Annotated in this window: 17 protein-coding genes and 2 pseudogenes; 4 read left to right on the top strand and 15 right to left on the bottom strand. The window is 72.6% G+C overall.

The genetic code is table 11. From position 1 onward, the window contains the following. Window positions 1–4 precede the first annotated feature (4 nt). The 14 genes from IEZ04_RS28010 to IEZ04_RS27945 all read right to left on the bottom strand — a co-directional run bounded on the left by IEZ04_RS28010 (window position 5) and on the right by IEZ04_RS27945 (window position 16,100). The gene (locus IEZ04_RS28010) at window positions 5–1,069 is read right to left on the bottom strand and encodes a dienelactone hydrolase family protein (protein ID WP_189219767.1); all 1,065 of its coding nucleotides are present in this window, start codon (window positions 1,067–1,069) and stop codon (window positions 5–7) included. A 6-nt stretch (window positions 1,070–1,075) separates the two neighbouring features. Further along, entirely contained in the window at window positions 1,076–2,197 is a 1,122-nt protein-coding gene (locus tag IEZ04_RS28005; protein WP_189219766.1) for a pectinesterase family protein, read from the bottom strand. A 2-nt stretch (window positions 2,198–2,199) separates the two neighbouring features. Beyond that, the gene (locus tag IEZ04_RS28000) at window positions 2,200–3,525 is read right to left on the bottom strand and encodes a pectate lyase family protein (RefSeq protein WP_189219765.1); all 1,326 of its coding nucleotides are present in this window, start codon (window positions 3,523–3,525) and stop codon (window positions 2,200–2,202) included. Window positions 3,526–3,571: 46 nt separating this feature from the next. Further along, on the bottom strand, window positions 3,572–4,372 hold the full coding sequence (locus tag IEZ04_RS27995; RefSeq protein ID WP_189219764.1) for a rhamnogalacturonan acetylesterase: 801 nt from the start codon (window positions 4,370–4,372) through the stop codon (window positions 3,572–3,574). An 81-nt stretch (window positions 4,373–4,453) separates the two neighbouring features. Beyond that, window positions 4,454–5,815, bottom strand: a complete 1,362-nt coding sequence (locus IEZ04_RS27990) for an ABC transporter substrate-binding protein (protein ID WP_189219763.1) — start codon at window positions 5,813–5,815, stop codon at window positions 4,454–4,456. 85 nt (window positions 5,816–5,900) lie between these two features. Beyond that, window positions 5,901–7,466 carry a glycoside hydrolase family 43 protein gene (locus tag IEZ04_RS27985; RefSeq protein WP_229821314.1) on the bottom strand — a complete coding sequence of 522 codons (1,566 nt, stop codon included), beginning with the start codon at window positions 7,464–7,466 and terminating at the stop codon, window positions 5,901–5,903. Continuing rightward, entirely contained in the window at window positions 7,463–8,308 is an 846-nt protein-coding gene (locus tag IEZ04_RS27980; protein WP_189219762.1) for a DUF6807 domain-containing protein, read from the bottom strand. Before IEZ04_RS27980 ends, IEZ04_RS27985 begins: the two co-directional genes overlap by 4 nt. After that, window positions 8,305–9,477, bottom strand: coding sequence for a Gfo/Idh/MocA family protein (locus IEZ04_RS27975; RefSeq protein WP_189219761.1), 1,173 nt, complete (start codon window positions 9,475–9,477; stop codon window positions 8,305–8,307). Before IEZ04_RS27975 ends, IEZ04_RS27980 begins: the two co-directional genes overlap by 4 nt. Next, entirely contained in the window at window positions 9,474–10,805 is a 1,332-nt protein-coding gene (locus IEZ04_RS27970; RefSeq protein ID WP_189219760.1) for a pectate lyase family protein, read from the bottom strand. Before IEZ04_RS27970 ends, IEZ04_RS27975 begins: the two co-directional genes overlap by 4 nt. Then, entirely contained in the window at window positions 10,802–11,701 is a 900-nt protein-coding gene (locus IEZ04_RS27965) for a carbohydrate ABC transporter permease (protein ID WP_189219759.1), read from the bottom strand. The genes IEZ04_RS27970 and IEZ04_RS27965 overlap by 4 nt, the downstream gene beginning before the upstream one ends. Further along, the gene (locus IEZ04_RS27960; protein WP_189219758.1) at window positions 11,698–12,633 is read right to left on the bottom strand and encodes a carbohydrate ABC transporter permease; all 936 of its coding nucleotides are present in this window, start codon (window positions 12,631–12,633) and stop codon (window positions 11,698–11,700) included. Before IEZ04_RS27960 ends, IEZ04_RS27965 begins: the two co-directional genes overlap by 4 nt. A 160-nt stretch (window positions 12,634–12,793) precedes the next feature. Then, window positions 12,794–14,539 carry an L-arabinonate dehydratase gene (gene araD / locus IEZ04_RS27955; RefSeq protein ID WP_189219757.1) on the bottom strand — a complete coding sequence of 582 codons (1,746 nt, stop codon included), beginning with the start codon at window positions 14,537–14,539 and terminating at the stop codon, window positions 12,794–12,796. Then, window positions 14,536–15,447: a dihydrodipicolinate synthase family protein gene (locus IEZ04_RS27950; protein ID WP_189219756.1), complete on the bottom strand. Its 912-nt coding sequence runs from the start codon at window positions 15,445–15,447 to the stop codon at window positions 14,536–14,538. Before IEZ04_RS27950 ends, araD begins: the two co-directional genes overlap by 4 nt. Beyond that, complete coding sequence (locus IEZ04_RS27945; protein ID WP_189219755.1) at window positions 15,444–16,100, bottom strand: GntR family transcriptional regulator; 657 nt, start codon at window positions 16,098–16,100, stop codon at window positions 15,444–15,446. Before IEZ04_RS27945 ends, IEZ04_RS27950 begins: the two co-directional genes overlap by 4 nt. A gap of 305 nt (window positions 16,101–16,405) precedes the next feature. Between IEZ04_RS27945 and IEZ04_RS36055 the strand changes: the two are divergent. Together IEZ04_RS36055 and IEZ04_RS27935 are read left to right on the top strand one after the other, a co-directional pair. Then, window positions 16,406–17,359 (top strand): annotated as a pseudogene (locus tag IEZ04_RS36055) (MFS transporter); the annotation flags it as partial. Between the two features lie 52 nt (window positions 17,360–17,411). After that, window positions 17,412–17,561, top strand: a pseudogene (locus IEZ04_RS27935) (dihydroxy-acid dehydratase domain-containing protein); the annotation flags it as partial. 275 nt (window positions 17,562–17,836) lie between these two features. Here the strand turns inward: IEZ04_RS27935 and IEZ04_RS27930 are convergent. Continuing rightward, the gene (locus IEZ04_RS27930; RefSeq protein WP_189219754.1) at window positions 17,837–19,027 is read right to left on the bottom strand and encodes a hypothetical protein; all 1,191 of its coding nucleotides are present in this window, start codon (window positions 19,025–19,027) and stop codon (window positions 17,837–17,839) included. A 235-nt stretch (window positions 19,028–19,262) separates the two neighbouring features. Between IEZ04_RS27930 and IEZ04_RS27925 the strand changes: the two genes are divergently transcribed. Continuing rightward, window positions 19,263–20,072 carry an NAD-dependent epimerase/dehydratase family protein gene (locus IEZ04_RS27925; RefSeq protein WP_189219753.1) on the top strand — a complete coding sequence of 270 codons (810 nt, stop codon included), beginning with the start codon at window positions 19,263–19,265 and terminating at the stop codon, window positions 20,070–20,072. Window positions 20,073–20,333: 261 nt separating this feature from the next. After that, the gene (locus tag IEZ04_RS27920; protein ID WP_189219752.1) at window positions 20,334–21,104 is read left to right on the top strand and encodes a DeoR/GlpR family DNA-binding transcription regulator; all 771 of its coding nucleotides are present in this window, start codon (window positions 20,334–20,336) and stop codon (window positions 21,102–21,104) included. Window positions 21,105–21,113: the final 9 nt, after the last annotated feature.

The raw sequence follows: 21,113 nt of genomic DNA, 5'->3' as shown, positions 1-21,113 counted from the left end.
TTCCTCACAGCACGGCGTCGAACCAGGCGAAGACCTCGTCCTGCATGGGCACGTCGAAGACGTGACCGGCCTCCGGCCACACCTTGGTGAGCAACCGCTCCTCCGCGCGCTGCGAACGCCACACGGCGCGCATCTTCCCGTACGCGGCCCGGACACCCTCACTGGAGGCGAGGGTGTCCCGCGCGCCGTGGAAGAACAGCATCGGCCGGGGCGCGGCGATGCTCGCCACGTCGGGGAAGTCGAGGTGGCGGGAGAGCCCGGGGTGCAGCATCCAGTAGGCGGACTGGCCACGCAGGATGTTGTTCCCCGGCACCAGCGCCTCCCTCAGGCCGGTCATCCAGCACACGCTCGCGGCGGCCGCGATGTCGTCGCTGAGCGCGGCCGTCTGCCAGGCGCGGTAGCCGCCCATCGAGAAGCCGAGGGCCGCGACCCGCCGCCGGTCCACCCTCTCCAGCCCGGCCAGGAAGGCAGCGGCGCGTACGTCCTCCCTGGCCATGAGCCCGGCGGGCGAGGAGCCCAGGAGGTACAGGTTGCTCGCGAGGGCCTGCTGCTGCTCGTAGGTGACCGGCCCCCGCTCGCCCCAGCCGAGCGCGTCCAGGGCGAGGACGACGTAGCCGCGCCGGGCCAGTTCGTCGCCGACGAACCGCCCGCCGAAGCACTGGCCGGCCCACTGGCGCGCGGAGGCGAGCCGGGGCTCGCCGCCGTACCAGGGCCGGACGCACTTCTCCTTCCCGATGTCGAACCTCGATCCGTGGTCGTGCAGGAGGAGGACGGCCGGGAAGGGGCCGGTGCCGTGCGGGGTGAGGAGGGCCCCGCTCACCCGGCCGTACCGGGTGAGCGAGACGTGCACCAGTTCGCGTGTGTACCCGTCCGCCTCCGACCGCTCGCCCCCGAACTCCGGGTCGTACGGCGTGCCGTGGTCCGGCGCGGCGAGGAGGTGCTCCTCGACCGTGGCGCGCGCCGCCCGCCGCCAGGCACCGAAGTCCCGGATGGGGGAGGTGCCCCAGGCGAGCGGGAAGCGGAGCTCGTCCCTGAGGAGGGGATGGAAGGGGGGAAGGCCGTCCTGCACTCCGCCTCAGCGCCCTTCCCAGGGAGCCCAGTCGCCCAGGTACGCCTCCCGGGTGTGGGCCCTGGCCTCCGAGCGGGTGAGCTGCGGCCGGTTCTCCGGGACGGTGACGGCCGCGCCCGGGCCCTTGTTGCGGTACTCGGCGAACCGCTGGTCCTGCCACGGGTGGCCGGACGCCATGTTCGTGTACGGCTCCACCGCGTCGATGCCGGGGCCGAGGCGGGTCTCGCGCACGGTCAGCATCGGGCGGGCGGTCGGGTCCGAGCTGGGCACCCAGGGGCGGGCCAGCTTGTAGGAGCCGTCCGGGGCCTCGCTGGTCACCCGGCTCCCGGTCACCAGGTAGCCGCGCGGGTTGGCGCCCGCGGTGGACGGCGCGAAGACGAAGCCGTACGGGGGTCCGGTCAGGTCCGTACGGATCAGGGTGCGGAAGTGGCAGTGTTCGTACACGGCGGTGGCCCGTCCGAACACGAAGTCCACGTCGCCCTCGACGTAGCAGTGCGCGAAGTACTGCCGGGCGAAGGCTCCGAGCGCCCTCGTGTCGGCGTACAGGGTGTCCTGGTGACCGAGGAACCGGCAGTGGTGGAACGCGGACCGGTCGCCCTGCACCTTGATCGCGACGGCCTGGGTGCCGCTCACCCCCGGGTGGTCGGCGCGCAGCCAGTCGTTGGCGAAGGTGACGTGCCGGGCGGTGAACCCGTCGGCCTGCACGGTGGTGGTGGCCGAGCCGCTGGTGCCGTAGGTGCCCGAACCGTCGGGCCTGGGGGTGCCGGCCGCGTTGTCGTACACGATCGTCACGTCGCGGGCGTCGTCCGAGGCGCCGAGCCAGGTCATCTGCGTGCGGGCGGTGTCGACGGCCACCGTCCCGCGGTAGGTGCCGGGCGCGATGACCAGCGTGTATCCGCTGCCCGCCGCGTCCACGGCGGCCTGGATCGTGGTGTGGTCGCCGCGGCCGCCGGGGTGGACGTACAGGGTGCGCGGGGTCAGCCGGGCGCGCGGGGAGCCGTAGCGGCCGAAGGGCGCGCGCCCGTGGGCACGGGCCGGGGCGGCGAGCCCCAGCGCGAGCGCGGCACCGGCGCCCGCTCCCGCGCCCACGAACGCCCTCCTGCTGACGCTGACGGAGGGGCGCCGCACCGTCACCGCACCTTCCCGGCGCCCGCGCCCAGGCCGACGACCAGGGGCACGAGGAGCGGGTCGTCGACCTTGGTCCGCAGCGCGGGCTTCCACCCGGCGCCGGACTGGAGGGCCTCCTCCGGCTTCTCCGCGTTGTGCACGGCGACGAGGTCCGTGCGCTTGCCGTTGACGTAGTTGTCCTTGGCGGTGAGCGGGGCCTCGCTCCACTTCTTCAGGGTCGCGGCGGGGCTGGTGCCGGCCGGGAGGGAGAAGGCGTTCCTCTCGGCGTACAGCTGCGAGGAGACGCCGACGCCGAGGGAGTAGCCGTACTTCTGGTCCTTGGTGACCACGTAGTGGTTGTTGTACGCGTCGACCTGGCCGAAGCGGACGCGCGGCGCGCGCTCCACGATGCCCTCGAACCGGTTGTGGTGGAGGGTGACCTTGAGCTTGCCGGCGTCGGTGGCGGAGGCGCCGTCGCTGTTGCCGATGAGGATCGTCTTGTCGTGGTTCTCGAACGAGTTCCAGGACACCGTCACGTGGTTCGCACCGCGCACGATGTCGAGCAGACCGTCGTGCTGCTGGTAGGTCCGGCCGAAGTGGGCGGGGAGGGTGCTGTCGGGGTAGCGGCCGTCGGTGAGCGTGTTGTGGTCGATCCACACGTGGGTGGAGCCGTACACGACGACCGCGTCGTACTCGGAGTTCCAGGCGCCGCTGTCGCCGTCGGTCGGGTCCCACTGGGGGAAGCAGTCGAGGGGCGCCTCGATGGTGAGGTTGCGGACGATGACGTTGTCCGCGTCTCTGATCTGGAGGCTGCCGCCTCTGATGCCGGCGTCTCTGCCCACGCCCACGATGGTGGTGTTGGAGGGCACGTTGACCTTGATGGCCTTGTCCTGGGCGGCGGCGGAGGCCGCGCGCAGGCCCTCGGGGCTGCCGGCGGGCTCGGCGGACAGGTCCTCGTCGAGGCCCCAGTTCTCCGGGGAGTATTTCTCCAGGTAGGCGTCGAAGTCGTAGCCCTCGGCCTCGAACGCGTCGCAGCCGTCCGCGACCGGGTCGATCGTGCCCTTCACCGTGACGATCTTCGGGGCGTTCCCGCCGGCGGCGAGCGCGGCCTTGAACCCGTCCCAGGTGGTGACCGTGTACACGTGCTCGGCGGTGGCGGCCGCGCCGCCCGTGGTCCCGGCGCCCTCGGCGGCCCAGCCGTCCTTCGCGGCGAGGGTCTGCCGGGCGAGGTCGCGGGAGGGGCCGTGGGCCGAGGCGGTGGTGGCGGTGACGGCGAGGACGAGGGCGGTGCAGCCGACGAGGGCGGTGGTACGAACTATGACAGGTGCATGCCAGGCGCGGGTGCGCATGAGGTGACGTCCCTTTCGGTCGGGTCGGGTTCTCGGGGTTGCGGAGCTACGCCTCGGGCCAGGTGATCCACGACTCGGGGATCGCGTCCTCCAGGCGCCGCACGTCACGGGGCGCGAGGACGCGGCGGCGCAGCAGCTCCCGCGCGACGAGCCTGGCCACGGCGATCGCGCCGGGCGGGTCGAAGTGGGTGTTGTCCTGCTCGGTGGCCGTCCAGTTGAAGTACTTCTTGGTCTCCTCGACGCCGAGCTCCTGCCACAGCGCGAGGGACAGCGCCTCGATGTCGAGCAGCGCGACGCCCTCCTCGGCGGCGAGGGCGCGCATCGCCGCCGGGTACGCGCCGTGGGTGCGCACCGCCGTGCCGTCCGCGGCGAACCGCCTGCGCTCGACGGACGTGGCGAGCACGGGCCGGGCCCCGCGGGCACGGGCGCCGTCGACGTACCGGCGCAGGTGGTCCTGGTACGTCGTCCAGGGCTCGGTGTGGCGCGTGGGGTCCTCGGACTTTGAGTCGTTGTGGCCGAACTGGACGAGGAGGAGGTCGCCGGGGCGGATCACCGCCAGGATCGCGTCCAGCCGCCCCTCGTCGGCGAAACTTTTCGAACTGCGGCCGTTGACCGCGTGGTTGGCGACCCGGACGCCGCCGCTCAGGAAGAACGGCAGGGCCATGCCCCAGCCGGTCTCGGGGGCCGCGTCCGCGTACTTCTGGGCGGCGGTGGAGTCACCGGCGATGTGGACGGTCCGCTCGCGGGGGCCCCGGGAGCCGTGCGCGGACGCGGAGGGCGCCGCCGCGACGGCGAGGGGGAGGGCGGCCAGGGCCGCGGTGGTGACCTGTCTGCGGGTGAGTGACACGACGGTGTGCCTTTCGGGGAAGGAGGGCCCCGCGCCCCTGGAAGGGGCGCGGGGGCTGTACCCGAACCGGACGGCGGAGCGCTACTGCTTGCGCTCGTTCCACTCCGCCTGGGCCTCGTTGAGCTGGTCGGCCATCGTGTCCAGGAACTCCTTGGCGCTCATGTCGCCGAGCAGGACCTTCTGGAAGTTGGGCTCGTTGTCGGTCTTGGACAGGGTGTTCCAGTCGGGCAGGTAGTACGGGAGCTGGACGATGGTGGTGGAGCCGTCGCTGAGGGCGTCCGCGGCGAGCTTGGTCGGCTCGGCCTTGGTGATCCACTCGTCCTTGGCGGCGTCGTTGTTCGCCGGGACCTGGCCCGCCGACTCGTTGAACTTCGAGTTCGCCTCGGGCGACGTGGCGAACTCGATGAACTTCCAGGCGGCGCCCTTGTTCTTCGAGCTCTTGAAGATGCCGAGGCCGTCGACCGGGTTGGAGACCTGGACCCGCTTGCCGCCGGGGCCGGTCGGCTGCGGGATGCCGCGGAACTTGTCGGTGCCGACCGCGTTCACGTGGTCCTGGTACGAGCCGAGGTTGTGGTTCAGCATGCCGATGGTGCCGGAGTCCCATTGGGCGACCATCTTGGTGAAGTCGTTGTTGAGGTCGGCGGAGGGAGTGGTCTTCTTGTAGAGGGCCGCGTACTTCTCCAGCGCCTCGACGTTCTTGGGATCGTTGAGGGTGGTCTTCTCCTCGTTCTCGTCCCAGAACGAGGTGATGCCGGACTGCCCGTACATCGCGTCCAGCGCCTGCGCGATGGAGCCCGCGCCGCCGCGGATCGTGTAGCCGAACGCGTTGTTCTTGGCGTCGGTGAGCTTCTCGGCCGCCTCGTAGAACCGCTCCCAGGTGGTCGGCTCCTCGAGGCCCGCCTTCCGGAACAGGTCGGTGCGGTAGTAGAGCACACCGTTGTTGGCGGAGGTCGGGACCGAGTAGAGGTTGTCCTCGGAGCCGCCGGCCGACTTCAGCGACTCCAGCATGCTCTCGTTGACCTTGCCGTCGAGCGAGGACTCGGCGAGCCGGTCCTGCAGCGGCTCCAGGGCGTCCTGGGCCGCGAAACCGGCGGCCATGGCGGCGCCGACGCCGCCGACGTCCGGCAGTCCGCCGCCCTGGATGGCGGTGTCGACCTTGGACTGGTACTCGGTGGCCGATATGCCGACGTACTCGACGTCGATGTCCGGGTTCGCCTTCTCGAAGTCGGCGATGATCTCCTTCCAGATGTCGGTGCGCACACCGCCGTTGTTGTCCCAGAAAACGATCTTGCCCGTGCCGCTGCCCTCGGCGCCCGCGTCGCCGGCCGCGCCGGTGCCGTCGTCACCGCAGGCGGTGAGCGTCAGCGCGAGCGCGGCGCCCAGGGTGACGGCGGCCGGTGCGCGGCGCGTGCCTCGGCTGTTCCTGAGAATGCTGATCTTCATCGGTCGGCTCTCTTCTTCTGGATCCAACGAGGGGTGGGACGGTGTGGGGGGCTGAGCGGAACGTGTCGCGTGGGGATGTGGTGCGTCAGGACGTCGGCCGTGCGGTGATGCGGAACCGCGTGAAGGTGGCCGCCCCGGCGTGTCCCCCGCCGGGCGGCGCCACCGCGAACAGGCCGAGCAGGGCGCCGACCCAGCGCCAGGGCGTCGCGGCGAAGACCTGGCCCGAGGGGCGGAAGCCGTCCCCGGTGTCGCAGGAGAAGCGGCAGCGCGCCCCGGCGGCGGTCTCGATCCGCAGCCGGGCCCGGCCCCCGGGCGCCGGCCGCGCGGGCGCGGCGTCCCGCTCCGACGCGGCGACGGACTCCCCGAACCGGTGCACGAGCCGTACGGTCCCGTCGTCGCCGCGCTCCAGGCCGATCCAGGAGAACGCGTCGCCGAGGACGACCAGTCCGGCCTTCGCGCCCGGCTCCTCACCGTGCAGCCGCAGCTCCACCTCGACGGTGACCGGGAGGCCGGGCAGCCGCTGGGTGAGCACGTTGGGCAGCTTGCGCGGGTCGTGCGCGTCGGCGCTGCGTACACAGGTCAGCCGGAGTCCGTCGGCGGAGTGCCGGGGGGCCCAGCCCTCGCCGGGATTGGCGGTCCACTGCCACTGGCGGCCGTACCGCCCGCCGGGGAAGTCGTCGTCGGTGGCGGGGGCGGCCGGGGGCTGCGGGGGGAGGGCCGGCTTGCGGTGTACGGCGACGGGGACGCCCTCGTCGCCCATCACGGGCCAGCCTCCCCCACCGTCCCAGCGCACCGGCTGCAGGTGGACGACCCGCCCGTACGCGCCCCGCTGCTGGAAGTGCACGAACCAGTCCTCCCCGGCCGCCGTGCGCACCCAGCCGCCCTGGTGGGGGCCGTTGACGTCGGTGTCGCCCTGCTCCAGGACGACCCGTTCCTCGTACGGGCCGAAGAACGACCGTGAGCGGAACGCGCCCTGCCAGCCGGTCTCGACGCCGCCGGCGGGCGCGAGGATCCAGAACCAGCCGTCGTGGCGGTACAGCTTGGGTCCTTCCAGCGTGAACCAGCCCGGGATGCGGTCCCCGTCCACGATCACCTTGCCCTCGTCGAGCAGTCCGGTGCCGTCCGGGCGCATCCGGTGCCCGGTCAGGCGGTTCTTGATCCCGGAGCGGGACTTGGCCCAGGCGTGCACGAGGTAGGCCTCGCCGGTGTCCTCGTCCCACAGCGGGCAGGCGTCGATGAGCCCCTTGCCCGCCTTGAGCAGGTGCGGCCGGGTCCACGGGCCGCCGATCTCCGGTGCGTTGATCTGGAAGATACCGTGGTCGGGATCGCCCCAGAAGATCCAGAATCGGTCGTCGTGGTGGCGCAGGGAGGGCGCCCACACCCCGCAGTCGTGCCGGGGGACGCGGAACTCGGCCGCGGGCTGCAGACGGTCCAGGGCGTGTCCCACGAGCGTCCAGTTGACCAGGTCGCGCGAGTGCAGGAGCGGGAGTCCCGGGACACGGCCGAAACTGGACGCCGTGAGGTAGAAGTCGTCGCCGACGCGGACGACGTCCGGGTCGGACCAGTCGGCGTCCAGGATCGGATTGCGGTACGTGCCGTCGCCCAGGTCGGCGCTGAAGGCGGCCGCCCCGGCCGTTGCTGCGGTGCTCACGGGTTCACCGCCTTCCGCACCAGCGACGCCGCCTCGTCCCGTTCGAGGACGCCGTCGGCGACGACGGTCACGATCCGCCGTACGAGGGTGTCGCCCGGCTCGATCGCCGGCCGCTCGTCGTGCGCGAGGGACGAGCCGACACCCGGGTACTCCCCGGCCCGCACGAACCACGGGTCCTCGCGGGTCTCGTCGGTGGCACCGGAGAAGACGAGGGTCCAGTCCGAGCCCGCCAGGGCGATCCAGTCGGCGCGGGTGCCGTGGACGACCGGCTCGCCCTCGCGGCCGGGGGTGAACACGCGCGGCACGGTGTCCTCCTTGCGGGCGCGCCAGAAGAAGCCGCCGTACGCGGCGCCGGGGCGCCCGTTGGTGGCCGGGCTGCCGATGGTCAGCGGGTCCTGGGTGATGTTGGTGAGGGAGAAGGTGAAGTCCAGCGCCCAGGCGGTGCCCGTGAGTTCGGTGGCCGCGACCGTGCGGCGCTCCCGCAGCAGCTCGCCGCCCGCCACCGCCCAGCGCAGCTCCTCCACGAAGCCGTCCGGGTCGCACAGCTGGAAGGCGGTGTGCCGCTGGGTGCCGTGGTTGTCGAGCTCGGTCGGGCCCCGGCCGCGGACGAAGGTGCGCCCGCCCCAGAAGTTGTGCCCCTCGACGTCGGGAACGGCGACACCGACGCCGAGGTGGTGCGGGTGGTCGGCGGGCGCCAGCTCGGTGACGACGGTGCCCGCCAGGGTGGTGACCGGGTGCAGGTAGGGGCGCGGGGAGGACGTGGGCGGCAGGTCGGGCCGGGTGGTGTAGCGGCCGACCGGGCGGCCCGCGACCCGCAGGACGATCGGTTCGTCGGCGGTCATCCGGTGCTCACCTTCCTCGACGGCGCCCAGGCGGCGCCCAGTTCGGAGTAGAGGGCGAGGGTGTCGGCGGCCCCGGCGACCAGGGCGTCGACGCCGGGGACGACGCGGCGGGCCTGCCCCGGCCCGTCCCCCGGCTCGTACCGCCAGGCATCCTCCGGCAGCGCGGCCGGGTCGGGGGCCTGCCGGACCGCCTCCACGACCCGCATGAAGGCGCCGGTCGCGGCGGGCGGGACCAGCAGCTCGCCGCCCCCGGTGAGGTGCTCCACGAGGTTCTCCAGCAGGTCGGTGCGGCCGTACTCGCTCTCCTCGGGGCCGTGGCCGGCGCGCTGCACCAGGACCCGGTCCTGCTTGTAGAAGAAGGTGATCCGGCCGCTGGTGCCGTGCACGACGACGTACGGCTCGCCGGGGTGCTCGGCGCACAGGGTGGCGGCGACGGTGATCCGGCCGCCGGCCGCCGTGGTGATCCGTACGCAGGAGGTGTCGTCGGACTCGATGGCGTTGGCGTGCAGCAGTTCGGTCTCGATGCCGGCGACGTCCTCGGCGCGCACCGACCCGTCGAGCGCGAGGGCGGTGGCGACGGCGTGCGCGAGGGGGTTGGTCAGCGCCCCGTCGATCACGTCGACGCCGTCCATGCGGCGCCGGCCCGCCCAGGGCGCCCGCCGGAAGTACGCCTCGTCGCGGGCCCACGCCCCGGCGCCGCCGACCCCGGTGACCTCGCCGATCACTCCTTCGGCGAGCATCCGCCGGATCGCGGGCACGGCGTGCGAGCCCAGCGACTGGAAGCCGATCTGGCAGGCGACCCCGGCCGCCGCGACACCGTCCGCCATCCGCCGGAACTCCGCGTACGACGGCGCGGGCGGCTTCTCCAGCAGCAGGTGCACGCCCCGTCCGGCGGCGGTCAGCGCGAGGTCGGTGTGGGTGGGGATCGGGGTGCAGATCACGGCGACCGCGGCGCCGGTCGCGTCGAGCAGGGCGCCGAGGTCGGAGGACTGCTCGGGGGTGCCGAGGCCGTCGCCGAGCTCCTCGGCGGTCAGCGGCGTCAGCTCGCAGATCCCGGCGAGCCGTACGAGGCCCGCGTCCTTCAGGCGGCGGATGTTCGCCAGGTGCCAGCGGCCGTGCCCGCGGGCGCCCGCGAGGACCACGGGCAGCGGGGTGGTGTACGGGGTCATCGGAGCCTCCCGGCGCCCGCGTCCCGGGCGACCTCGCGGTCCGCCCGCCGGGCGCTGTCGATCTCGCCGTGCAGCACGGGCGTCCAGCCGACGTCGGCCGTCAGGTCGCGCTCGCTGCCGGAGTTGTACGCGTTGTGGATGGCCAGCAGGTCCACCGGGTAGCCGTTGAAGAGCGTGCCCGTCTGGTGCAGGGCCGTGCCGTTCCAGCTCTTCACCAGGTCGGCGACCTCGACGTGGCCCGGGGTGTGGAAGGCGTTGTTCTCGGCGTACACGGCGGACTCGGTGGAGACGCCGAGCGAGTAGCGGTAGTCGTGGGCGTCCTCGGGGACGACGTACCGGTTGTTGTAGAGGTGCACCTGCCCGAAGCGGACGCGGGGCGCGCGCTGCACGACGCCCGCGAACTCGTTGTGGTGCAGGGTGACCCGCAGCTTGCCGCGGTCTCCGGTGGCGGTGTCGCCGTTGCCGATGAGCATCGCCTTGTCGTGGTCGGTGAACCGGCTCCAGGAGACGGTGACCAGGTCGGAGGCGTTGGTGATGTCCAGCAGGCCGTCGTGGCGGAGGTAGTTGCGGCCGAAGTACGTGGGCTCGTCCTCGTCCGGGTGGCCCTTGTCGGAGAGGGTGACGTGGTCGATCCATACGTGAGTGGCGCCGCGCAGCCAGATGTTGTCGTACGCGCTCTTCCAGTCGCCGAGGCCGCCCGTGTTCGGCTGCCAGACGGGGAAGCAGTCGTAGGCGTCGCGGAGTTCGAGGTTGCGGACGATCACGTTGTCCGCGTCCTCGACCTGGAGGCTGGCGCCCTTGAGGACGGCCTTGCCGCCGAGGCCGACGATCGTGGTGTTCGACCCGACGGCCAGCTCGACCCGCTCGGCCTGGCGCGCGGCCGACGCCTGCCGGGCCTCCTCCTGGGCCCCGCTCGGCTTGGCGGCGCCCCAGGTGCGCGGGTCGTACGCGGCGAGGTACTTCCGCAGGTCGTAGCCGTCGGTCGCGTAGTCGTCGCAGTCGAGCCGGCGGCCGGAGTCGGAGGTGTTGGCGTCGATGGTGCCCGCGACCTTGATGATCTTCGGGGTGTCGCTGCCCCCGTCGAGGGCGCGGACCAGTTCGGCGCGGGTGCGCACGGTGAAGACGTGGGCGTCGTCGGCGGTGGAACCCCCCGTGGTGCCACCGTCGGCCGCCGCCCACCCGTCGTCGGCGGCGAGCGTCTCGCGGCCGATGTCGCGGGCGCCGGCCGGAACGGCGTCGGTGGCGGGGTCACGGGTGTCCGCCCCGGCCGGGGTGCCGAGCACGAGGCCCAGCACTCCGGCCACGGCGAGGAGTCTGACGGCTCTCATCCCTTCACCGCCCCGGCGCTGAAGCCCGTGATCAGCCACTTCTGGATGAAGGCGAACACGACCACGACGGGGACGGCGGCGATGATGCCGCCCGCGGCGAGGGCGCCCAGGTCGACGCTGTCGGCGCTGAGCAGGGTGTTCAGGCCGACCGGGATGGTCTGCTTCTCCTGGTTGCTGAGGAACATCAGCGCGAACAGGAAGTGGTTCCAGGAGTGCACGAAGGCGAACGAGCCGACGGCGATCAGACCGGGCCGCAGCAGCGGCAGCACGATCGTGACGAAGGCCCTGAACCGGCTGCAGCCGTCCACCCAGGCCGCCTCCTCCAGGGAGTACGGCACGTTCTTGATGAAGTTGCTGATCAGGATCATCGACAGCGGGAGCTGGAAGACCGTCTCGGCGATGATGACGCTGCCCAACGAGTTGATCATGCTGAGCTCGGCGAAGATCTGGAACAGCGGGACCAGCAGCAGCGCGCCCGGCACGAACTGCGAGCAGAGCAGCGCCAGCATGAACCCGCGTTTGATCTTGAAGTCGAAGCGGGCGAGGGCGTACCCGCCGGCGAGGGCGACGAGCGTGGTCATCACCAGGGTGGCGATGCCGACGTACACGCTGTTCTCGAAGTAGGTGCCGAAGGAACGTTCCGTCCACACCTTCTCGAAGTGCTCGAACGTCATCGGCCAGGGCACGAGCGAGGTGGAGCCGGCCGGGCGCAGCGCGAACAGCAGGATCCAGTAGAAGGGGACGAGGGTGAAGACCAGGTAGATCGAGAGCGGCAGGTAGATCTGCCAGCGCGGCACCTCGTCCCAGGCGCGCTGGGCCTTCTTCGGCCGCCGCGGCGGCTCGTCCGCGGCGGGGGCGGGAGCGACCGGACGGGTCTCGACGGCGTTGGTGGTCACTTGTTGTCGCCTCCGAACTTGCTGAGCCGCAGATAGACGATCGAGAAGAAGAGCAGGATCACGAAGGCCACGGTCGTCAGGGCGGAGGCGTAGCCGAAGTTGTGGGCGTCGACGCTCGTGTTGGCGACGTACAGCGGGAGTGTCGTCGTCTCCCCCGCGGGTCCGCCGCCGGTGAGGGTGTAGAGCAGGTCGACGTTGTTGAACTCCCACACCGCGCGCAGCAGCGTGGACAGGATGATCGCGTCCTTCAGGTGCGGCAGCGTGATGTGGAGGAACTGCTGGACGCGGCTGGCGCCGTCGACCTCGGCGGCCTCGTACAGGTCCTTCGAGACGGACTGGAGGTCGGCGAGGATGAGGATCGCGAAGAAGGGGACACCGCGCCACAGGTCGGCGACGACCACGGCCGAGAAGACGGTCGAGGTGTCCGACAGCCAGCTCGTGCCGTACTCGCCGATGCCCAGGTCCGCGAGGTAGCGGGTGATGCCGGTCTGGGAGTTGTAGAGCAGCACCCAGATCGCGGAGGTGAGCACGCCGGAGACGGCCCAGGGCGAGAAGACCAGCGCGCGGCCGATGGCCCGGCCCACGAAGGTCTGGTTGACGATCAGCGCCAGCGCCAGGCCGAACATCAGCTGCAGGCCGACCTCGACGACGACCCACTTGGCGCTGAACACGAGGGTGTCCCAGAACAGCGGGTCCTCGGTGAAGGCGTGGACGAAGTTGTCGAGGCCCGCGAAGCCGTTCCGCCACGGCTTGGTCGGGTTGTAGTCCTGCAGGCTGTAGTAGAAGACGCTGATGACGGGGTAGGCGATGAAGCCGAGCATCAGCAGGGCCGCCGGCGCGATCAGCAGGTACGGGAGCCTGCGCGGCGTGGCCGACCCGCGGCGCCGCCGGGGTGGCGCGGGCTTCTTCGCCACGGCTGCGGCTTGTGCCATGACTGTTCTCCGTTCTCGGGGTGCGGGGTGCGGGTCGAGCCGGGGGCCCGGGTGCTGAGTCGGGTCGTACGGGCGGTGGTTCTGCGGGCGTGACGGGCAGTAAGCGCTTTCACGGAGGGTGTACGGGGCCGCCGCCGCATCGGGGACGGCCCCGGTGCGGTCATCCCGCGTACGGGTCGGGCACCTTGCCGGGACGGGCCAGGAAGGCGAAGTCGCAGCCGGTGTCCGCCTGGGTGATCTGTTCGTCGTAGAGCGCGCCGTAGCCCCGCTCGTACCGCTGGGGCGGCGGCGTCCAGGCGGCCCTGCGCCGCTCCAGCTCCTCGTCGTCCACGTTCAGGTGCAGGGTGCGCGCCTCGACGTCCAGGGTGATGCTGTCCCCCGTGCGCACCAGCGCGAGCGGCCCGCCGACGTGGCTCTCGGGCGCCACGTGCAGCACGCACGCGCCGTAACTCGTACCGCTCATCCGGGCGTCGGAGATCCGCACCATGTCCCGTACGCCCTGCTTCAGCAGGTGGTCGGGGATGGGCAGCATCCCGTACTCGGGCATGCCCGGACCGCCCCTGGGGCCGGAGCCCCGCAGCACGAGCACGGTGTCGGCGGTGATGTTGAGCGACGGGTCGTTGATGGTCCGCTGCATGGTCCTGTAGTCGTCGAAGACGACCGCGCGCCCGGTGTGCTTCAGCAGGTGCGGCTCGGCGGCGATGTGCTTGATGACCGCGCCGTCCGGGCAGAGGTTGCCGCGCAGCACGGCGACCCCGCCCTCGCTCGCTACCGGGTTCTCCCGGGTGCGGATCACGTCGTCGTCGTGCACGAGCGCGCCCTGGAGCTGCTCGCGCATCGTGTCGTACGAGACGGTCGGCCGGTCCAGGTGGAGCAGGTCGGTGATGCGGGAGAGGAACCCGGGGAGGCCGCCCGCGAAGTGGAAGTCCTCCATCAGGTACTTCTGGCCGCCCGGCCGGACGTTGGCCAGCACCGGCACGGTGCGGGCGATGCGGTCGAAGTCGTCGAGCGTGAGCCGCCGGCCCGCCCGGCCCGCCATGGCGATCAGGTGGATGACGGCGTTGGTGGAGCCGCCGAGCCCGAGGACGGTCGTCACCGCGTCCTCGAACGCCTCCTGGGTGAGGATCTCCGACAGCCTCCGGTCCCGGCGCACCAGCTCCACGATCCGCATCCCGCTCGCGGCGGCCATCCGGTCGTGCCCGGAGTCCACGGCCGGGATGCTGGACGCGCCCGGCACGGTCACCCCGAGCGCCTCGGCGGCGGCGGTGAGCGTGGACGCCGTGCCCATGGTCATGCAGTGGCCGGGCGACCGGGCGAGCCCGCTCTCCAGTTCGGCCATCTCGCAGTCGCCGATCAGCCCGGCGCGCTTGTCGTCCCAGTACTTCCACATGTCGGTGCCGGAGCCGAGGACCTCCTTGCGCCAGTGCCCCGGCAGCATCGGCCCGGCGGGCACGAACACGGCCGGCAGGTCGACGGAGGCGGCGCCCATGAGCAGCGCGGGCGTGGACTTGTCGCAGCCGCCCATCAGCACGGCGCCGTCCACGGGGTAGCTGCGCAGCAGCTCCTCGGTCTCCATCGCGAGCATGTTGCGGTAGAGCATCGGGGTCGGCTTCTGGAAGGTCTCGGAGAGCGTGGAGACCGGGAACTCCAGCGGGAAGCCGCCCGCCTGCCACACCCCGCGCTTGACCGCCTGCGCCCGGTCGCGCAGGTGGACGTGGCAGGGGTTGATGTCCGACCAGGTGTTGAGGATCGCGATGACCGGCTTGCCCAGGTGCTCCTCGGGCAGGTAGCCGAGCTGGCGGGTGCGGGCGCGGTGGCTGAAGGAGCGCAGCCCGTCCGTGCCGTACCACTGGTGGCTGCGGAGCTCCTCCGGAGCCCTCTCCGGCTTGTTCGCGGCCCCCGTCACAGCGACCACCCGGCGGCGATCGCGGCGACCGCGGCGCGCTCTTCCTCGGGCAGCGGCTTGCTCGGCGCGCGGACGTCGCGGCGGCACAGCCCGAGGGAGGCGAGGGCCTCCTTGACCACGGTGACGTTGTTGGCGGAGCCGTTGGCGGCGCGCAGTTCCTCGAAGCGGCGGATCTGCTCCCAGACCTTCATGGCGCCCGGGTAGTCACCGGACCGAAGCGCTTCAATCATGTTCAGCGAGACGGAGGGGGCGACGTTCACGAGCCCCGAGGTGAAGCCGGTGGCGCCCGCCGAGAAGTACGAGGGCGCGTACGGCTCCGCCAGCCCGGCCACCCACACGAACCGGTCCAGCCCGGCGTCGCGGGCGAACCCGGCGAAGCGGGCGGCGTCCGGGACGGCGTACTTCACGCCGATGACGTTGGGGCAGGCGTCGGCGAGTTCGGCGAGGCGGCCGCCCGGCAGCGAGGCGTTGCGGACGTAGGGCACGACGCCCAGCTCGGGCACGGCCTCGGCGACGGCCCGGTGGTAGTCGACCCAGCCGCCGTCGGCGACGTAGGGGTGGACGGGCTGGTGGACCATCACCATCTGGGCGCCGGCGTCCCGGGCGTGCCGCGCGGAGGCGACCGCGGTGGGGACGTCGTGCCCGACGCCGACGAGGACGACGGCCCGGCCGCCGGCCTCCTCGATCGTCAGTTCGGTGACGAGGCGGCGCTCCTCGGGGGTCAGCGCGTAGAACTCGCCCGTGTTGCCGTTGGGCGTGACGGTGGTGATGCCGCCGTCGAGCAGCCGACGCAGCAGGGTCCGGTACACGTCCCGGTCGACGCTGCCGTCCTCGGCGAACGGGGTCACCGGGATCGCCACCACGTCGGCCAGGGCCGTCCGCCCGGTCTCGAACGTCACGCTGCTCATTGATGACCTTCCTCTTCCCGGACCTCCGGAAAGGCCCGATGGACGAACGACGCGATGTGCGCGTGCAGGGCGGCGGCGGCTCCGTCGGCGTCGGCGTCCAGCGCGAGCCGCAGGATCTCGCGGTGCTCGGCGGCCTCCCGCTCCCAGGAGGGGTCCGCGGCCCAGGCGACCGCGGAGACCAGCGCCGCCTGGTCGCGGACCTCGTCGAGCATCCGGCCGAGCAGCGGGTTGCCGCAGCTCAGGTACAGCGCTCGGTGGAACTCGCGGTTGGCCAGGGATCTCTCGGCGGTGTCGGCCGCGCGGTCGGAGCGGGCGAGTGCGTCCCGGGCCGCCTCCAGGGAGGCGCCGCGGCGTACGGCCCGCCGCAGGGCCTCCGGTTCGAGGAGCAGCCGTACGTCGTAGACCTCGCGCGCCATGTCCGCGTCCACCATGCGCACCGTGACGCCCTTGTACTGGCTCATCACGACGAGTCCGGTGCCGGCCAGGGTCTTGAGCGCCTCGCGCACGGGGGTCTTGGACACCCCGAACTGCGCGGCCAGCTCGGTCTCGACCAGGGCCTGCCCCGGGGTGAGCTGCCCGGTGAGGATGCGGTGTTTGATCCCTTCCAGGACGTACTGCGTCCTGGAGGGGATCGGCATGGGCACGGAGGTCATACGGGCCTCTCGGGAGTCACGGGAACCGCACGAGGCCACGACGGCACCCGGACGGGCTCGCGTATCTGATCTCGCGTATCGCGTCTCATATATGACGTACGGAGTACGACGCGACGAAGTTAGAAGCGGCCCCTTGTTTCGTCAATGCTTCTCACAAAAGAAGTGCGGGTGACCTGTCCGCGACGGCCGACGCACGACGCCTCCGGGCCGACTCGGCTCCGACTCCCCGGTATCCCCGGGCTCGTCACCCGCCCAAGGCATCCTCCCGATGTCCGCACCGGGGCCTCAGCACCACGATCAGCACCATGACCTGGACATTGACGCGCGCCATCGGGGAACGGAACGCGCGGCTCCACCTGATCTCAGTTGTGGTGTCGGGCTTCGGCGCGTCCGCCCTCGGACTGGTGGCGGGCACCTGGACCAAGGACCTCACGGGTTCGGACGCGCTGGCCGCCCTCTGCACGTTCGCCCTGTGGGCGCCGACCCTCGCCGGCCCCCTGCTCGGCACCCTCGCGGACCGGACGCGCCGCCGCCCGCTGCTGATCGCGGCGAACCTGGGCCTCGCGGCCGTCGTCCTCGCCCTGCTCGCCGTGGACTCACCGGACGGCGTCGGGCTGCTGCTCGCGGCGCTGCTGGTGTACGGCGCCGTGGGCGTCGTCCAGGACGCGGCGGAGGCGGCCCTGCTGCCCTCGGTCGTCGGCCCCGCCCTGCTGGGCGACTACAACGGCCTGCGGACGACGGCGAACGAGGGCACGAAGCTGCTGGCGCCCCTGGCGGGCGCGGGCCTGTACGCGGCGTACGGCGGAGCGCGGGTGGCCCTGCTGACCGCGGTCACGCTCGCCGCCGCGGCGGCGCTGCTGACCCTGCTGCGGGGTACGGGAGCCCGCTCCCGTACGGCCCGGGGGGACCTGGCGGACGCGCGCCGCCGAGGGCGCCCGCCAGGTGTGGGCGCGCCCCGGCCGCGCCTCCTGGTGCTGTCGGCGGGCATGACGATGCTGTGCGCGGGCGTCAACGGGGCGCTGGTCCACGCGGTGGTCGACCGGCTGGACCGCGCCCCCGCGTACGCGGGCGTGCTATACACCGTCCAGGGCGCCGGATCGGTGGCGGCCGGGCTGGCCGCGGGCCCGCTGCTGCGCCGGCTCGGGGAGCGCCGCTTCGCCGCGTACGGCATCACGCTGTTCGCGGGCGCCGTGGCGCTGCGCGCGGTCCCGCACGACGCGGTGGCGCTGGTGTGCGGCGCGGCGATCGGCGCGGGGCTGCCGTGCGCGCTGATCGCCGCGCCGACGTCCGTGCAGCGGGAGACACCCGGCGGACTCCGGGCACGACCGGATGGCCGCCGCGAGCGGGATGCGGATCGTGGAGCTGGTGCGCCGGGACCGGAGGCTGTCGGAGATCCTCACCCAGGAGGCGTTCGAGGACGCGGTGACGACCGTCCTCGGGCTCGGCGGCTCCACCCGCTCCTCGGCCGGACCGCCGCCACGGCGGCCACCCTGATGTACCCACCGGACACCCTCGGCCTGGCCGCGGGCGCGGCACTCGTCGACCGCGCCGACACGGCCGTCCTGCTGGTGACCGCGGGCTCGATGTGCCTGCTGCCGCCGGTCCGGCTCCTGCGCGCCTAGGGCGCTTCTGACGGCTCTTGGCCGGACATCATCCGGCCGGGTGGCACTACGAGAGACGGCTCGCGAGGCGTCGGCTGACTCATCGGGCCCGCCCGCAACCGTCCGGGGACGGTCTCAAGAGCCGTCAGAAACGGCCTGGCCGAGCCCGGTCAGCGCCTCCCGTACCGCCGCGAGGTCGCCGTCCGATGCCAGGCCGGCGTGGTAGAGGCGCAGTTCGGTCGCTCCGAGGTCCGCCGCGCGGGCCGCGTCCGTCGTCAGGGTGGCCGGGCTGCCGCCCATGCCCGACACGACGGTGAGGTTCGCGGCCAGCACGGTGTTCTCCCGGGCCCGCTCGGCGAACGGTGTCAGCAGGCCGGGGCCGCCCGTGCAGGGCACGACCACGCCGTCCGCCACGCCGAGGACGTGCCCGGCGTCCACGCCCGCGTTGGCGCCGCAGTGGTACGGCACGGGGTCCGCGTGCAGCAGTACCTGGAAGCCCTCGGGCGCGGCGGCCCGTACCGCCATGACCGTGTCCTCCTGGAGGAGGCGCGCCGTCCCGTCGCGCCACGCGCGCGTGAGCGCCGCCCGCTCGGTGCCGAGCAGCTTCTCGGCCACCGGCCAGCCGCCGTCGGGGACCTCCGCCCGCCACAGCGGCTCCAGCGCCTCCCGCACGGCCGCCGCCAGTTCGTCCGGGTCGAGCCCCACCCCGGCGTACCCCTCCCGGCAGGTCCCGCAGAAGCACAGCGACATCAGGTACTGCCCGGCCTCCCCGAGCGCCACGCCGCCGGTCTTGTCGTGGGCGTGCAGGTGGGCGAGCCCGTACCAGCCGAGCGACTCCAGCTCCGTGCCGGCGGCTCCCGGCCGCACCGCCGCCTCGACGGCCAGGTCCACCAGGTACTGGCGGGTCTCCTGCCGCGCGATGCAGGGCGCCCACGGGTAGCGGTCGCCGTACGCGTTCACCACGGAGGTGTCCGGGTGCTCGGCGCCCAGGCGGGAGCTGTGCGCGAGCACCACCCAGGTGTGCACCTCCAGACCGGCGTCCGCCAGGGCCGCCGCGGCCTGCCCGTACGCGTCGCCGGGCGCCCAGTCGCCGGCGGGGTACGGGCGCAGCCGCCGTCCCGCCCACCGGTCCTCCCCCGGCGGGTACAGCACGGCGGCGTGCTCGGCCGTGACGATCCGGTGCCGCGGGTGACGGGGGGTCAGCGCGCGTGTGGAGTGGTAGGCGGAGGCGAGCGTCGCCTGCCGCACCCCCAGTCCGGCGATGAACTCCCCGGCTCCGGGATCCCCGTTGACGTCCCAGGGGTAGACGAACGCCGACGCCTTCACATCTCCTCCTCGACACGGTCCTCGACCCGGGCTCCAGGGCTGAGTTCATGTAGGTAAACATGCCCCGGGAGTGTGCGCCAGTGTCCGGCCCCGCCGACGACTCCGTTCCCGCACGGCTCTTGACGCACCGGACAGCAGATCCTTAACTAAGCCACGGAGTCCATGTCCGTGAACGCTGGACACACTTGCGCACATCAGGTCCTGCCCCGGCCGGCCGCCCCAAGGAGACCCGAGGATGCCCGCTCCCCGCACCGTTCTGCTCACCGGCGCCGCCGGCGGACTCGGCACCCTGATGCGGGGGCTGCTCCCCGGGTACGGCTACGAGCTGCGCCTGCTCGACCTGCGCCCGATCGACGGCGAGCCCGACGCGATCGTCGCGGACCTCGCCGACCGGGAGGCCCTGCGCGAGGCCGTCCGCGGCGTCGACGCGATCATCCACCTCGCGGGCATCTCGCTGGAAGCCCCCTTCGAGAAGATCCTCCGCGCCAACATCGAGGGCACCTACAACCTGTACGAGGCGGCCCGCGAGGAGGGCGTGCGGCGCGTCGTGTTCGCCTCCTCCAACCACGCGGTCGGCTTCACCCCCCGCCCGCAGGGGGACGACCCGCTGATCCCGATCGACACCCCGCGCCGCCCCGACACCTTCTACGGCCTGTCCAAGTCCTTCGGCGAGGACCTGGCCCAGCTCTACTGGGACAAGCACGGCATGGAGACGGTCTCGGTGCGCATCGGCTCCTGCTTCCCCGAGCCCACCAGCGTCCGCATGCTGTCGGTGTGGATGAGCCCGGCCGACGGCGCCCGCCTCTTCCACGCGGCGCTGACCGCCGAGGGCGTGGGGCACACGGTGGTGTACGGCTCCTCCGCCAACACCCGTCTGTGGTGGGACCTTTCGACGGCCCGCGCGCTCGGCTACGAGCCGCGGGACGACTCCGAGCCGTACGCCGCGAAACTCGTCGCGGAACAGGGCGAGCTCGACCCGGACGATCCGGCGCACGCGAACCTCGGCGGCCACTTCGTCAACGACCCCCCGATCTGGCCGTACTGACACTCTTGACACACGCGTGACATGAGCGGGCGGGCCCGGAACGGGCCCGCCCGCTGCCGTGTTCGGGCACCCGAGCTGCCCGTTCCCACTCTCCCCCCAGGTCCGCCACGGGCGCCCGATCATCGAAACGGGCACACACGGGCATCATCGGATGTGCAACAGACCTGGTCAGCGACGCGTACCGCCGGTAGAACTTCTCCCCGAGGGTTTCACCGGGCCCGAACGGGCAAGGAACACGGACACACAGTTCAAGGGAGAGCGGTGTCGGCCATGAGTGCGGAAGAACGTCAGCGTGCCATCGTCACGGCCGCCCGCCGCTCCGGCTCCGTCGACGTCAGCGCGCTCGCCGCCGACCTGGGCGTCGCCAAGGAGACCGTACGGCGCGATCTGCGCGTCCTGGAGGACCACGGTCTCGTCCGCCGCACCCATGGCGGGGCCTACCCCGTGGAGAGCGCCGGCTTCGAGACCACGCTCGCCTTCCGCGCCACCGACCACGTGCCCGAGAAGCGCCGGATCGCGGCCGCCGCGGCCGAACTGATCGGCGACGCCGAGACCGTCTTCGTCGACGAGGGCTTCACCCCACAGCTCATCGCCGAGGCCCTGCCCCGGGACCGGCCGCTCACCGTGGTCACCGCCTCCCTCGCCACCGCGGGCGCCCTCGCCGAGGCCGGCAACACCACCGTGCTGCTGCTCGGCGGCCGGGTCCGCCCCGGCACCCTCGCCACCGTCGACCACTGGACGACAAAAATGCTCGCCGGTTTCGTCCTCGACCTGGCCTTCATCGGCGCCAACGGCATCACCCGCGACCACGGCCTCACCACCCCCGACCCGGCCGTCAGCGAGGTCAAGGCCCAGGCGATCCGTGCCGCCCGGCGCACCGTCCTGGTCGGGGCGCACACCAAGTTCGGAGCGGTCAGCTTCTGCCGCTTCGCCGACATCGGCGACCTGGAGACGATCGTCACGAGCACGCTGCTGCCCGCCTCCGAGGCCCACCGCTACTCACTGCTCGGCCCGCAGGTCATCCGGGTCTGACCCGACCCG

The sequence above is a fragment of the Streptomyces ruber genome (genome assembly GCF_014648075.1).
Lineage (GTDB): Bacteria > Actinomycetota > Actinomycetes > Streptomycetales > Streptomycetaceae > Streptomyces > Streptomyces ruber.
The sequence above is the reverse complement of the archived record's forward strand: the minus strand, read 5'-3'. Positions and strand labels throughout refer to the sequence as shown.